The sequence below is a fragment of the Rhodospirillales bacterium genome, assembly GCA_023898785.1.
In the GTDB taxonomy this organism is placed as follows: Bacteria; Pseudomonadota; Alphaproteobacteria; order Micavibrionales; family Micavibrionaceae; genus TMED27.
Map to the genome: position 1 here is coordinate 580,494 of CP060239.1, position 14,215 is coordinate 594,708.

The following is a 14,215-nucleotide window of genomic DNA, read 5'->3' on the forward strand; positions in this document are numbered from 1 at the left end:
CTTACCGCTCTTTCCTGACGATGGCTCTGCGTCCTTCACGCAAGCCGCGTGCAAGGGCCGCAACAATATCTGTGCCGGCGTCGATGCCGCCTGTAACTTCCAGATATCCATCCAGCGTTTTATGCCCGAATGTCACCGGAATGCGGCGCAGGCGCTTTTCCTGCACGGTCCAGACATACCCGCTTGTGCCATCAAAGCGTTCGACCGCCGTTTCCGGAACCAAAAGAGGCTTTTTTAAGATCGCTGTCTGCACAAAAATCTCAGCCTGTTCGCCCAGATGAAAATTTTCGGGGCAGCGTGTGCATGAAATATAGACGCGGCGCTCTTCGCTGACCCGGTCGCTTTCAATGTCGATGCGCGCGACCTTGCCTTCAAACGCCTCATGCGGCAAAGAGCGAAGGCGTACCCGCGCAGGCTGCCCGGCCCGGATAGCCCCGGCGCGGGCTTCGTCCACATAGCCTAGGACCCAGACCGTTGCGGGGTCGATTAATGTAAAAACAGTCTCGCCGGGCGCAATAACGGTTCCCTGTTCTTTATGCCTTTCGACAACCAGCGCATCATAGGGCGCTTTCAAAACATGGTGCGTGAGTAGCGTGGTTTCAAAATCATATTGCGCCTGCGCTTCGGCAAGCTCGGCCTTCATCAGCAGGACATCGTTGCGGGCAATTTCCAGTTCCGCCGCGGCGACATCCTCATTCAACTGATCCTGTTCGGCTTCTTCTTCTCCGATGCTTCCGCGGGGAAGCAGCTCCTTGCTTCTTTTGTTGCTGACCTTGTGAAAATCCAGGGTGGATTGCAGCTTGGGAATGGCGGCCTGCGCTTTTTTCAATCTGGACTCTGCGGACTGCACGGCTGCGGCGGCCAAAGCGGTTTTTGCCTCTTGCTCCGCGCTATGGAGCCGGGCAAGCACAGCGCCTTTTTCCACTCTGTCGCCCTGATCCGCGTTCAGTTCGACAAGGGCCGCGCCCACTTCGAAACCGACCGTCGAGAGGATTTTGGCTTCCACGGTGCCCAGCCCGTAAACTTCCACGGTCACATCTTCCTTTACCGGAGTGATATTAATGCTCAGCGGTTTGTTTTTTACAAAAAACACTGTTGCCGCTATGACGGCCAGAATAGAAATCAGGGCAAGAAAGGCTTTGCGATTACGTTTGTTCATGCTCATCTCCTTTGCCTCCGGATGACGGCTCTTCCATCAAAAAGCGCATTTGTATTGCAAACAGCCGTTCACCTTCGTCCACCAGAGGAAAATTTTTTCCACTTACCGACCATCGTACCGCCAGCCCTTGTATAAACCCCAGGACAAGATAAGCACTGTCGACCGCAGGAACGTCACGGCTGAAAACGCCGCTTTCCTGACCCGAAGCGATAATATTCGTAATGCGATTGTGAAGTGCGCTCATAATTTTTAAAAAGGCCTGGCGCAACCCCTTATTGCCGGCGTGCAATTCGCGGGAGAATAAAATACCCGGCACAGCCGGAACGGTCTGGATAAACCGCAGTTGCGCCAGCACCAGATCACGTAATTGCTCGCGCTCGTCTTTTTCCGCACTAAAAGCCGCTTCCCATTTTTTTTTCATCGCCGTTTCGATATGAGCGGCCACAGCCAGCCAGAGAGCGTTCATGCTCGAAAAATGCTTAAAAACAGCCGGTTGACTAATCTCAACATTCCGGGCGATCATCGCCGCCGAAAGCCTATCCGGGCCGACTTTGTCGGCAAGTTTCAACGCCGTTGAAACGATTTCACGTTTACGGTCTTCCGCTGGCTTACGCCCCTGTATATCTCTTTTGATAGCCATTTATAAAATGTAAGCCTTAATATTGTTTGGTTAGTAACTAATAACTAACTTATATTAAGGCGTTTGAAAAGTCAAAAAGTATTTGTGTGGCGATCACATAACCTGCGAACCATGTTTTAAGAGTAGGATTGTGGGAAATTTTTGAGAGTAACTGTGATTTGGCCCCATTTGACAGCTACGCTCACTTTACCCCTATTAAGCGCAAAGATAGAGACAGTTTCCGTTGTGTTTCTATCTGTTCAGGGTCAGCTTTCGTACTCACATAGCAAATATGTTCTGGTCGGACACCGTATCAAGACGTTGCATATTGCATTGTTTTGTTTTTTTATAGGCACGTAAAAACCAAGGGGCTTGCCCCGTGGATGGAGTGCGTCCAGTATCTTCTTCATGCGATTAAGGAAGCAAGGCCACTGTGCGTACAAATGCGAATACCATCTGGTTTTGACCAGCAAGTACCGGCGTAAAATTTTCAATGAAGGATCATTTGCCTATCTGCGGGAATTGATAACGAGTTTTCATGAGATGTTGCCTGAGGTTGAAGTGTTGGAGATCAATCACGATGTTGATCATGTGCACCTGTTGTTATCAATTCCCCCCAAGATGCGTGTCAGTGATCAGGCCGTCTTATGAAGAAAAGGTTTGAGTATATGCGCAAAGCATATTGGGGCGCAGATGGCATATGGTCCGACGGTTATTTTGTCAGCACAGTGGGCATCGGTGAGAGTGTTATTAAGCGCTATATTCAAAACCAGGGAGAAGAAGATACTGGACAAGCGCAGCTTGAACTAAAGTGATACCACGGGCCTTGGCCCGTGGAGTTTTACTTCGCCATCCCGTGGCGTGCCGCGCGTTGATGATCTGCGGGTTGTCAGCGGCATTATTTTTGTCCTCAAGCGGGGTTTGCAATGGCGTGATGCGCCGTCCGAATACGGACCTCACAAGACGCTGTATAACCGTTTTATACGCTGGAGCCGCCTGGGTGTTTTTGACAAAATTTTTACGGCTCTGGCCACACAAAAAGGCCCGCCCGATCAACTGCAAATTGATGCGACACACCTCAAAGCCCACCACACAGCGGCTTCGCTTCTTAAAAAGGGGATGTTTCCCGCGCTATCGGACGTACAAAAGGCGGCCTGAATTCTAAGCTTCATGCTGTGTGTGATGGCCTTGGCCGCCCTGTTGCCCTGTTCCTGTCCAAAGGCCAAATGAGTGATTACAAAGGCGCGCGATACCTGCTTGATGCTTTACCGAAAGCCAATGTGTTGCTGGCTGATCGTGGGTATGACGCGGACTGGTTCAGGGATGCTCTGCGTGACAAAGGAATTCAACCCTGTATTCCACCGAAGAAAAATCGGAAAGTGAAAATCGAATATGATGAAATGCTCTATAAGCAGCGCCACAAAGTTGAAAATATGTTTGCCAAACTCAAGGATTGGAGACGGATATCAACACGTTACGACCGATGCGCACATACTTTTATGGCGGCTATCACCATCGCTGCGATCGTCATATGGTGGATTTAATGAGTCCTGAGCCTAGTTTGAGTTTACGACACTGAAGTGTTTAGCTGCTTTCGCAATGACGTCTTCGTCTTTTTCTCCGTCAAAATAGGGGTAACGGTAGGTGTATTCGATCGTTTTCCCGTCCGTGGTTTCAAAGTCTGTGGTGACGGTGCGATCGAGGCGCATTTTATCAAAGCCGGAAATATGGAGCACGCCGAGCGGTTCATGTGGGGTAAAGGGTTCAACGAAAAGCTGTTTATCTGCATCCCATAGTGGTTTGAATTCACAGAGCCAGTGGACATAACCGGGCAGGATTTCGTAATCGAAGCCTTCCTGATAGCACATTTTTCCAAGGCAGAGTTGTTCGGCGGTGAAGACTTTGCCCTTGGTCATGGCGATTTTAACGAAGTCTTGCCAACGGCCCCAGTGCGGAGCATCGGTGCGCAAAGCGAACATGCCGGCGAGCAGGACATGGTAGGACAGCAGATCACGCGCGGTTTTGAAATCAAAGGCGCGCAGAGCGTTGGAGAAGTAAAAACCGCGAACTTTCCATGGCCAGCGACCTAGCCATTTGACTCTTGCACCGCCTTTGGGGTAAGCACGATCGACTTGAGCGGTGAGAGTGATTTTGCCTTTGGCTGCGCCGTAGAGAAATAGCTCAATAGCGCGCCAGTCCTGTATCCATGTGTCGGCATCCATCCAGATATATGTGCCATAGCCGGGGAAAATTTTCGGCAGGAACGGGCGGCAGACACAAGCTTTGAGATATTCGCCTTTGATCTTATAGGCGGGAAGTTTAACCGGCCATTCAGGGTTTACGATGGATTGTACGTGCGGTTTTAACCGTTCTATCTGTTCAGACGTTAGCCCGGCATCGAGAATGCAAATGTCAAAATCTTTGGATTGATCAAAACGGCGCACGGAGTGCAGCCATTCCAGCAAAAGTGGAAAATAATTGGAATCGCAGCCAGATATGAGAACAGTTTTTTGTGATGGGGCTTGGGTCATGCTGAATTTTCCAGAATACTAATTAGATGTTTGAGTGCGGTGATGGTTGCGGTCGTCTGGATTTTTTCGCGATCTCCTTCGAAACGGTGCTCTAAGCTGCCCGCGGAGCCGCCTTTGAGGGCATAGCCGAAATAAACGAGACCGACGGGTTTGGCTTCTGAGCCACCATCGGGGCCGGCGATGCCAGTGATGGAAACAGCGAGGTCTGCGTGGCTGTTTTTTAGCGCACCTTGCGCCATGGTTTGTGCGGTTTCAGCGCTGACGGCACCAAATTTTTCCAGCATGTCGTTGGGTACGCCGAGCAGTTCGTTTTTGGCCTCATTGGAATAGGTGATAAAGCCGCGTTCGAAGACTTTAGATGAGCCGGGGCGGTGGGTCATGGTCGTGGCCAGTAGTCCGCCTGTGCAGGATTCGGCGGTGACGAGCTTCATATGCTTGGTTTTGAGAAGGTTTGTAAGATGTTCAACCAAGTCCTGCATAATATGCTCCTATGATGCATAAAGCGGCGACGAGGCCGGCGAGGATATCGTCGCCCATGACGCCCAGTGCGCCATCGACATGCTTATCAATATACGAGATTGGCCAGGGTTTTGTCACGTCAAACAGACGAAAGAGTAAAAAAGCGACTGCGATAGCCAACGGGTTCAAGTTCCAATAAAACAAGGCAGGGAGCAGGGTAAGCCATTGCCCGACAACTTCGTCGATGACGATCATTTTGTTATCGTGGGTGGCACTGGCATCCTCAAAGCGGGCGGAGGCCCAATAGCCGATCAGAGTAACGAGAATGATACCAATGATGAAGCCCCAAAAGCCTGCGCTGCCATATAGAATGATGCCAAAGGGCAGGGCACCGAGAGAGCCCCAGGTGCCTGGGGCGGGTTTCATGAAACCGCAGCCGAACCATGTGGCCAGCCAGATATAGGGGGCTTTTAGGTTAAGCTTGGGAGGTTTGTTTGTCATGCGGCCTCTTTTGCGGAAACAGAGACGATGGCTTGGGCGGCGACGCCTTCGCGCCTGCCGGTAAAGCCAAGCCCTTCACTGGTGGTGGCTTTGATGTTGATACGATTTTCCGGAAGGCCGGTTAGTTTGGCCAAACGGGCCCGCATGGGGCCCGCATGGGGCCCGATTTTGGGGGCTTCGCAGATGATGGTGAGATCGATATTGTTGAGGTGTGCGCTTTGAGCGTGCATTAGCTCCAATGCTTTTTTAAGGAAAAGGCTGCTGTCCATGTTTTTAAATGCATCATCAGATGGCGAGAAATGCTGGCCAATATCGCCTTCACCGATTGTGCCGAGGATCGCGTCTGTCAGAGCGTGGAGCGCGACATCGGCATCGGAGTGGCCTTTGAGCGCATGGTCGTGGTCAATATCGATGCCGCCGATGCGCACGGGGCCGCATTGATTTTTGTCAAAGGCGTGAACGTCAAAGCCAAGACCAGTGAGAGGCACGGTTTGAGTGGCAAGAATTTTTTCGGCCATGATGAGATCCTGCGGGTAGGTGATTTTGATGTTGCTGGCGCTGCCTTCGACCAGTGTTACCGGGATTCCGATGGCACTGACAAGGGCGGTGTCATCGGTTGCATTTGTGTGCGGATTGGCGGTTTCATGCGCTTTGAGTAAATCACCAAAGAGGAAGCCTTGCGGGGTTTGCACGGCCCAGAGGTTGTCACGTGGAACGGTTTCTGCAGCTTTGTTCCCATCACCAGCGCGTCTTAGTGTAGCACTGACAGGCGTTGCGAGGCTGGCGGCCCGTTCGGTTTGCAGACTCATGAGAAGTGTGGCGATATCATCAGTGGCAATGCAGGGGCGGGCAGCATCGTGGATCAGGATCATATCTTCATTTTTTACTTTATGTATTTCTTTTAATCCATTGAATATACTTTTATTTCTTTTATCTGATCCGATGATTGGTTTGGGTAGTTCCAGTCCGCGCACTGCGTCATGATACAATTCTGCGTCATCTGCGCCAATAATGACTTGCAGTGAAGCGCAGGTTGGCATGGATAGAAATGTTTCAATACTATAGCGCAGTACAGCTTTATTATGGATTTTGAGATATTGTTTTGGTGTGGCAGCGGTGCCCAGCCGTGAACCTGTTCCGGCTGAGGCTATGAGCACATGAAAAGCGGGAAGATCATTGAGGTTGTATTGTAAGACTTTCGAGGGCAAAAGCTTCAAAATCCTTGATTAGCTTGGGATTGACGTATATGAATTTATCCATGTTTGCATCCGTGTACAAGCGTTTTAAAGATCTCACAGCGGTTAAATCCCGAAATACCCAAAATGCTGCGGTGATTGGGCTCGTGATCGCTTCGATTATTAGCGGGATTGCAACTTATGGCGCGTTGACGAAAACGCCACCCTTTGGGAATGATCCAAAAACTGTAATTTGGTTACTTAATCTCGATTTGGTCTTGTTGCTGGTTTTAGTCGGGGTGGTGGCCCAGCGGCTCGTTGGTGTGTGGAGTGGCCGTAAGCGCGGGTTGGCGGGGTCGCATCTGCATGTGCGGTTGGTTTATATTTTTAGTGTGCTGGCTGCAGCGCCGGTGATTATTATGACCGTGTTTTCAGCTGTGTTCTTTTATTTCGGAGTGCATACATGGTTCAGTGAGCGGGTGAGTACGGCAGTGAATGAGTCGCAAGCGGTCGCCGAGGCCTATTTGCGTGAACATACCCAGACGATCCGTGCGGACACTTTGGCGATGGCTAATGATTTAAACCGCGAGGCGCGGTTATTGCTTCTTAACGAGCAGGCTTTTGATCAAGTGATGCAGACGCATTCCTTGCTGCGGGATTTGTCTGAGGCGATTATTTTTGATGATAGTGGCCGGGTGTTGGCCCGCAGCGGGCTGACATTCTCATTGGAATTTGAGGATATACCGCTTTACGCTATGGAAGGGGCGGATAACGGCGAAGTGGTGATTATGACCGGCGGTAACGAAGACCGGGTGCGCGCGCTGGTGAAGCTGGATAATTTTGTCGATGCGTATTTGTTTGTTGGTCGGATGATTGACCCGCAAGTGCTCTCACATCTGGCGGCAACGAAGCAGGCAACGCACGATTATGCCATATTGCAGGAACGGCTTTCGGATTTGCAGGTGACTCTGGGGTTGATTTTTGTAGTCGTCGGATTGTTGTTATTGATGAGTGCGATCTGGTTTGGGTTGGTGCTGGCGCGGCAATTGGTGCAGCCGATCAGTACATTGATCACCACAGCCGATAGTGTGCGCGCCGGGGATTTATCGGCGCAAGTGCCTCCAATTAAAGGCATTAAGGAGTTCGACTATCTGGCGCAGAGTTTTAACCGTATGACGCGGCGGCTGCAGGAACAACAAAACGAGTTATTGCAGGCCAACCGCCAGCTTGATCGACGCAGGCATTTTACCGAGACAGTGTTGACCGGGGTTTCGTCGGGGGTGATAGCCCTGGATGAAAAGGGTTTGATCAGTGTGGCGAATGCTTCGGCTTGTGAGTTGTTGGGGGTGGAGATTGAGGCGTTGAGCGAACGGGATATTGGTGCGATTATGCCTGAGATTTCTAATCTTTTGGATGAGGCGCACCGGCAGCCGGAGAAAATTACGCAAGGGGAGATTCCATTCTTGCGCCGCGATGAGTTGCGGCGAACGTTTTTAGTGCGCGTAGCAATTGAGCGAATAGGGGATCAGGAAACCGGAATTATTTTGACTTTTGATGATATTACCGAACTGCAGTCGGCGCAGCGCAAGGCGGCGTGGGCGGATGTGGCGCGGCGAATTGCGCATGAAATCAAAAATCCGCTGACGCCTATTCAGCTTTCAGCTGAGCGGCTTAACAGGCGTTATTTGAAGCAGATAAAAGATGATCCGGAGACTTTCACACGCTGCACGGAAACGATTATTCGCCACGTTGGGGATATTGGACGAATGGTCAATGAGTTTTCATCGTTTGCGCGGATGCCGGAGCCGGTGATGCATATCGAGGATCTTCAGGAGCAAATTCGTGATGTTGTGAGTTTGCACAAGCAGGCGCATTGTGATGTTAAAATTGAATGTGCTGATATAGCACCGGGTTTGATCGGTAATCTGGATGCACAGCAAATTCGTCAAGCAATTAATAATCTGGTGCAAAACGCGCTGGATTCGATTCGCGGGCAGAAGGAGCAGGCGCAAGTCGGACGCATACACCTTCTGGCCGGGCGGCATGAGGATAATATTTTTGTGGCGGTGAGCGATAATGGGCCGGGTTTTCCTGAAGACCAAGAGCGTGCCAGCCTGACCGAGCCATATGTTACGCACAAACAAAAGGGAACCGGGCTGGGGTTGGCTATTGTGAAAAAGATTATGGAAGATCACAATGGGCGTATTATTTTAGGTGCGCCGCAATGGTTGCAAGATTATGAAGGTTGGCAAGGGCTTGACGGCGCCACGGCGGTACTGGTGTTACGGTCGGTGCAGAGCGCTGAAAGTGAAGAGGCCGCGTAAGGAAATGGGGCGTAAATGAGTTCGGATATTCTTATTGTTGATGATGAAGCCGATATTCGGAGCTTGGTCCGGGGGATTTTGGAGGATGAGGACTATACGGTGCGTGAAGCGGCGAGCTGTGAGCAGGCATATGCCGCGGTAGCAAAAAAAATTCCAGCTTTGGTCGTGCTTGATATCTGGTTGCAGGGAAGTAAGGATGACGGACTGGGAATTTTGCGCAAATTGAAGGCAGATCATCCAGGATTACCTTTTGTGATGATTAGCGGGCATGGCACGATTGAAACGGCTGTGAGCGCCATTAAGGACGGTGCTTATGATTTTATCGAAAAGCCGTTTAAGTCTGATCGTTTATTGATGATGATTGCGCGCGCATTGGAAACCGCGCATCTTCGTCGGGAAAACGCCAGTTTGAAAAAATACAATTTCGGGCAAGCGGATCAGTTGATTGGTAAATCTGTAGCAGTGCAAAAGATTCAACAGCTTGTTGAGCGGGTGGCACCGACGAATAGCCGCATTTTAATTCAAGGCGAAGCGGGTACGGGGAAGGATATGATTGCGCGGTTAATTCACAGTCGTTCGCAGCGGGCGAATGAGGCATTTATGGCGCTAAATTGTGCGACGTTGCGCCCTGAGCGCCTCGAGACTGAGTTGTTTGGGAGTGAGGCTGGTGTTAATGGAGAGGGAGAGCATATTGGCATTTTAGAACAATCGCATGGCGGGACGCTGGTGTTGGATGAGGTGGCGGACATGCCGTTGGAGACTCAAGGTAAGATTGTACATACGTTGCAGGAGCAAAGCTTTCAACGTATCGGTGGTCAGACAACGATTGAGACAGATGTGCGAATTTTGGCAACAACAAATCGTGATCTGGAAGCGGCGATTAAGGCGGGTGCGTTTCGGGAAGATCTGTATTATCGGCTTAATGTTGTGCAAATTGAAGCCCCGGCGCTTCGTGAACGCAAAGAAGATATCGCAGTGCTTGCCGAGGGGCTGTTGCAGGCGCAATTACGACTTTTGGGTCGTGAGGAGCGTCACTTCTCCAGCGCGGCGCTGAACGCTCTCAAGGCTTATGATTGGCCGGGAAATGTGCGTCAACTTAAAAATGTCATTGAGTGGGTGTGCATTATGCATAGCGGGCAAGGTAGTGAAATGCTGGGGGTAGATCAATTGCCGCCTGAGGTGACCGGTAAGCATGTAGCGGTGGATGGCGTAAACTTTTCTGGCGGCGGTGGTGCGCTTGAAGACGATTATCTTGAATTGAGTTTACGAGAAGCACGCGAGGCTTTTGAGAAAGAATATCTGCTCGCGCAGGTGGCGCGCTTTGATGGCAATATTTCTAAAACTGCCCACTTTATAGGGATGGAGCGATCGGCCTTGCATCGTAAACTTAAATCATTACAAATACATTCTGATGCACCACAGGGGCAGGATGGTCCGTTAGCGGATCCTGCCGTAAACAGAAAGCGAGCATAGTGCAATGAGAGCCATTATTTGCGGCGCCGGACAAGTCGGCTATAACATTGCCGAATATCTTTCCAAGGAAGAAAATGACGTTACGGTTGTTGATTTGCGGCGTGATTTGATTGCGCAGATTAATGATGAACTGGATGTAAATGCAGTTTTGGGGCATGCCTCGAACCCGGATGTTTTGAAAATGGCAGGCGCAAATGATGCGGATATGATTGTGGCGGTGACGCAAAGCGATGAGGTCAATATGGTGGCCTGTCAGATTGGGCATTCCCTGTTTGGTATTCCCAAAAAGATTGCGCGCGTACGGGAGCAGGTTTATTTGCAGCCCGAATGGTCAAATTTGTTCAGCCGTGCGCATATGCCTATTGATGTGATTATTTCTCCGGAAGTGCTGGTGGCCAAGGATATTTATCAGCGTTTGGCCGTACCGGGCACGACGTTTGTGAATATTATTGCCGATGGATTGGCGCATATGATCGGGGTGATTTGTGAAGAAGATTGTCCGGTGATCAATACGCCGCTGAACCAGCTTCATAATTTGTTTCCGGACCTTTCGTTTCAGGTTTTAGCAATTCTACGCAAGAATAAGCCTATTATTCCAGACGCGACGGACCAGCTTGAAGTTGGTGATGAGGTGTTTTTCATTGTTGATACACAGCATATGAAGCGCGTGATGACAGCTTTTGGACATGAAGAAGATCAGGCTAGAAAAATTATTATTGCTGGCGGCGGGAATATCGGCACGACGTTGGTTGATTTGATTTATACACGTTCAAAAAATGTGCAGATAAAAGTTATTGAGCAAAACCAGAGCCGGGCAGAGTATTTAAGTGAACGGCTTGAAAATACGGTTATTTTAAACGGAAGTTCTTTGGATAAGGATATTCTGAATGAAGCGTCTATCCAGAGTGCTGAAACATTGGTGGCGGTTACCAATGATGATGAAAGTAATATCCTTGGGTCATTGCTTGCCAAACAATATGGCTGTGAGCGCGTAATTACCCTAGTGAATAATGAGGCTTACTATCCGTTGGTTGGGCCGCTTGGGATTGATGCTATGGTCAGTCCGCGCTCAATCATTGTGGCCAATATCATGCAACATGTACGCCGGGGACGGGTTAAAGGGCTTTACAATATTCGCGATGGATTTGCAGAAGTTATTGAGGCTGAGGTTTCTGAGAATTCTTCGATTGTGAATTCTACTGTTGAAGAGCTTAATTTGCCACATGAGGTGATTGTTGGCGGGGTAATCCGTGAAGGCGAATTTATTATGCCTGAGTTGAGTTTTACTGTTCGAGCGGGAGATGATTTGATTATTCTGGCTTCGCGGACGCAGGCACAGAATGTTGAAAAGATGTTCTCGGTGCAGGTGGACCTATTTTAAGCTCTATGACCGCGCGTTCTATGAAATTGGGAATATTCGATTCCGGTTTGGGTGGGGTAATGATTGCACGGGCTATTCGCGAGGCTTTGCCGGATATAGACCTGATTTATCTGGGCGATACGTTGCATGTTCCTTATGGCAAGCGTTCTGAACAGGCTATTTATACGTACACTAAAGCCTGTATCGAGTATTTGTTTGCGGAGCAGGATTGTCAGCTGATTATCATGGCGTGTAATACGGCCAGCGCTTCGGCTTTGCGTAAACTTCAACAAATATATTTGCCCCAGGCGTATCCAGAGCGTCGGATTTTGGGGGTTGTCGTACCGACAATTGAATATGCGATTGAGCGCGGGGTTCAGCGCATTGGGTTGATTGGGACGAATTACACGGTGCATTCGAATGTTTATGAGGAGGAATTGCGCAAGATTAATCCGGCTATTGAGATTTTTCAGGTCAATACGCCGCTTTTGGTGCCGTTGATTGAGCATGACGGGATGGAATGGATGGAGAGCGTGCTTGATCATTATATTTTACCGCTTAAAGAAAAAGGGATTGAGGCACTTATTTTGAGCTGTACGCATTATAGTTTTCTTAAGGATATAATTCGCGAGCGCTATGGTGTGGATGTGATTGCACAGGATGAAATTGTACCAGCAAAACTGGTTGAATATCTGGAGCGGCATCCAGAGCTTGACGGGAAAATCGGGCGAGGCAGCAAGGAGGCGTTTTTTATCACAGATTTGACTGAAAATTATGCGGAAAAAGCTTCCGCATTTTACGGGGCGCCGGTGGATTTAAAGGTGATTGAGGTGAGTTATGGCTGAGTGTTTAGAACGGCCGGAAGCAGTGTTTTTTGACTGGGACGGGACGCTGGTTGATAGTTTTGCGTTTTTGCATCGCGCGCATAATTATACGCGGGAGCAACTTGGAATTGCGCCTTTTAGTTTGGAGGATTTTGGCAGATATTTTGGTCAGCCGCGCGAAAAACTTTATGTCCAGCTTTATGGAGCAGGGAATGTTGAGGCGGCGAAGGGGCATTTTGAAACTTATGTGATGAAACATCATAAGGAAGGTTTGAAGCCAATTTCCGGTGCTCAGGAGGTTCTGGAGGTGTTGCATCGCCTGGGGGTACCTTGCGGTGTTGTAACGAACAAGAAAAAAGATCTGGTTGTACGCGAGATTGAGAATTATGGCTGGGGTGCTTTTTTTACAAGTGTTGTCGGGGCAGGGGAGGCGGAAAGCGACAAGCCCTCGTCTGCGCCGTTGCAATTGGCGATTGAGCGTATGGGGCTACCTTTAAATCTAGATAAAACGTGGCTGGTTGGTGATACAGATAATGATTTGGCGTGTGCAAATGCGCTTGGGTGTAAGACTATTCTGATCCTTGATTGTGGAGAAGTTGCAGGTTTATTAGAGGATTATGAAGTACATATGCATAAAAAGAATTGTCAGGAATTGCGTGAATTTTTGTTGCAATATGATTTGGAAACACTAAAAAAGTAGGGATGATAATTGATCTCATACGATAATAATAAAGAAAGAAACGGCAATACAATGGGCGAAAAATTTCAACAAGTACAAGATGTTTTCCTGAATAAAATCCGCAAAGAAAAGATGGCAGTGACGGTGTTTTTGGTTAACGGGGTGAAGTTGCAGGGCGTTGTGACATGGTTTGATAATTTTAGTTTGTTGCTGCGTCGAGAGACGCATATTCAGCTTGTTTATAAGCATGCGATTTCCACAATTATGCCGAGCGGGCCTTTAAGCCTTCACGATGATGAAGGCGGCGATGTGGCTAACGAAGAGACGGCAGACGAATAAGCCTTTTCTATGGCTTCACGGACATCTTCAAAACAGTTTTATTCTCAAGGTCATGAAGTGATCGTGGGGCAGGGCCGGTGCATTATCGTACGCCCTATTGTCGCGGGCGATACGCATAGGCGCTCTGTGGAGGAGCAATGCGATGAAATTGCGGGGTTGGCGCTGGCCATTCATCTGGATGTTGTTGATCTTCAGGCCTTAAAAGTTTCTCGCATTCATGCCGGGCATTTTCTGGGCAAGGGACAGCGGGAGCGTGTCAAAACGCTGGTTGAGAATTTGGAGCCGGATGTGCTGATTTTTAACCATACACTTTCACCGGTGCAACAGCGTAACCTTGAGCGGGCATGGGATGTTAAGGTGATTGATCGGACGGGTTTGATCCTTGAGATTTTTGGGGAGCGGGCGCAAACGCGAGAAGGGCGCTTGCAAGTTGAGTTAGCCGCTTTGGAGTACCAGCGTTCGCGCCTGGTGCGTTCATGGACACACCTGGAGCGGCAACGTGGCGGGGCCGGGTTTATGGGCGGGCCAGGTGAAACACAGATTGAGATTGACCGGCGATTGATTAGCGAGAGGATTGTGAAGCTTAAGAAAGAGCTGGAAGATGTGAAACGTACACGAGAATTGGGGCGGCATGCGCGTGAACGGGTGCCGTTTCCTGTGGTGGCGCTGGTGGGTTATACCAATGCAGGGAAATCGACGCTGTTTAATACGCTTACGGGAGAGGTGGTCTCGGTTCTTCGGCCAGCTTTGCGGCGAAGTTAAGCTACGATCG

At 49.6% G+C, this 14,215-nt stretch carries 15 protein-coding genes and 1 pseudogene; 10 read left to right on the plus strand and 6 right to left on the minus strand.

Annotation, left to right across the window (positions count from 1 at the left end; translation table 11 throughout):
* Nucleotide 1: 1 nt before the first annotated feature.
* Together H6859_03010 and H6859_03015 are read right to left on the minus strand one after the other, a co-directional pair.
* Nucleotides 2–1,159, minus strand: a complete 1,158-nt coding sequence (locus tag H6859_03010; protein ID USO06180.1) for an efflux RND transporter periplasmic adaptor subunit — start codon at nt 1,157–1,159, stop codon at nt 2–4.
* Complete coding sequence (locus H6859_03015) at nt 1,146–1,799, minus strand: TetR/AcrR family transcriptional regulator (GenBank protein ID USO06181.1); 654 nt, start codon at nt 1,797–1,799, stop codon at nt 1,146–1,148. The genes H6859_03010 and H6859_03015 overlap by 14 nt, the downstream gene beginning before the upstream one ends.
* Before the next feature lie 387 nt (nt 1,800–2,186).
* Here H6859_03015 and tnpA point away from each other — a divergent pair, with 387 nt between their 5' ends.
* The 3 genes and pseudogenes from tnpA to H6859_03030 all read left to right on the plus strand — a co-directional run bounded on the left by tnpA (nt 2,187) and on the right by H6859_03030 (nt 3,322).
* On the plus strand, nt 2,187–2,429 hold the full coding sequence (gene tnpA, locus H6859_03020; protein USO06182.1) for an IS200/IS605 family transposase: 243 nt from the start codon (nt 2,187–2,189) through the stop codon (nt 2,427–2,429).
* Between the two features lie 17 nt (nt 2,430–2,446).
* On the plus strand, nt 2,447–2,593 hold the full coding sequence (locus tag H6859_03025; GenBank protein ID USO06183.1) for a transposase: 147 nt from the start codon (nt 2,447–2,449) through the stop codon (nt 2,591–2,593).
* Between the two features lie 46 nt (nt 2,594–2,639).
* Nucleotides 2,640–3,322: pseudogene (locus H6859_03030) on the plus strand (IS5 family transposase).
* A gap of 12 nt (nt 3,323–3,334) precedes the next feature.
* Here H6859_03030 and H6859_03035 read toward each other — a convergent pair.
* The 4 genes from H6859_03035 to ispD are packed head-to-tail and all read right to left on the minus strand — an operon-like array spanning nt 3,335 to nt 6,486.
* The gene (locus H6859_03035) at nt 3,335–4,309 is read right to left on the minus strand and encodes a hypothetical protein (GenBank protein USO06184.1); all 975 of its coding nucleotides are present in this window, start codon (nt 4,307–4,309) and stop codon (nt 3,335–3,337) included.
* Nucleotides 4,306–4,788, minus strand: a complete 483-nt coding sequence (locus H6859_03040; GenBank protein USO06185.1) for a CinA family protein — start codon at nt 4,786–4,788, stop codon at nt 4,306–4,308. Before H6859_03040 ends, H6859_03035 begins: the two co-directional genes overlap by 4 nt.
* Nucleotides 4,772–5,269 (minus strand): phosphatidylglycerophosphatase A, encoded by a 498-nt coding sequence (locus H6859_03045; GenBank protein USO06186.1) that lies wholly within the window; start codon nt 5,267–5,269, stop codon nt 4,772–4,774. The genes H6859_03040 and H6859_03045 overlap by 17 nt, the downstream gene beginning before the upstream one ends.
* Nucleotides 5,266–6,486: a 2-C-methyl-D-erythritol 4-phosphate cytidylyltransferase gene (gene ispD, locus H6859_03050; GenBank protein ID USO06187.1), complete on the minus strand. Its 1,221-nt coding sequence runs from the start codon at nt 6,484–6,486 to the stop codon at nt 5,266–5,268. The genes H6859_03045 and ispD overlap by 4 nt, the downstream gene beginning before the upstream one ends.
* Before the next feature lie 41 nt (nt 6,487–6,527).
* Between ispD and H6859_03055 the strand changes: the two genes are divergently transcribed.
* From H6859_03055 to hflX, 7 genes are read left to right on the plus strand one after another with little or no spacing between them, the layout of a single operon-like run.
* Nucleotides 6,528–8,768, plus strand: coding sequence for a PAS domain-containing sensor histidine kinase (locus H6859_03055; protein ID USO06188.1), 2,241 nt, complete (start codon nt 6,528–6,530; stop codon nt 8,766–8,768).
* 15 nt (nt 8,769–8,783) lie between these two features.
* Complete coding sequence (locus tag H6859_03060; GenBank protein USO06189.1) at nt 8,784–10,241, plus strand: sigma-54-dependent Fis family transcriptional regulator; 1,458 nt, start codon at nt 8,784–8,786, stop codon at nt 10,239–10,241.
* A gap of 4 nt (nt 10,242–10,245) precedes the next feature.
* Nucleotides 10,246–11,622, plus strand: a complete 1,377-nt coding sequence (gene trkA, locus H6859_03065) for a Trk system potassium transporter TrkA (GenBank protein ID USO06190.1) — start codon at nt 10,246–10,248, stop codon at nt 11,620–11,622.
* 5 nt (nt 11,623–11,627) lie between these two features.
* Entirely contained in the window at nt 11,628–12,446 is an 819-nt protein-coding gene (gene murI, locus H6859_03070; protein ID USO06191.1) for a glutamate racemase, read from the plus strand.
* Nucleotides 12,439–13,125, plus strand: coding sequence for an HAD hydrolase-like protein (locus H6859_03075; GenBank protein USO06192.1), 687 nt, complete (start codon nt 12,439–12,441; stop codon nt 13,123–13,125). Before murI ends, H6859_03075 begins: the two co-directional genes overlap by 8 nt.
* Nucleotides 13,126–13,176: 51 nt before the next feature.
* Nucleotides 13,177–13,443, plus strand: coding sequence for an RNA chaperone Hfq (gene hfq / locus H6859_03080; GenBank protein ID USO06193.1), 267 nt, complete (start codon nt 13,177–13,179; stop codon nt 13,441–13,443).
* Nucleotides 13,444–13,452: 9 nt separating this feature from the next.
* Nucleotides 13,453–14,205, plus strand: coding sequence for a GTPase HflX (gene hflX, locus H6859_03085; GenBank protein ID USO06194.1), 753 nt, complete (start codon nt 13,453–13,455; stop codon nt 14,203–14,205).
* The last annotated feature ends 10 nt before the right edge of the window (nt 14,206–14,215 follow it).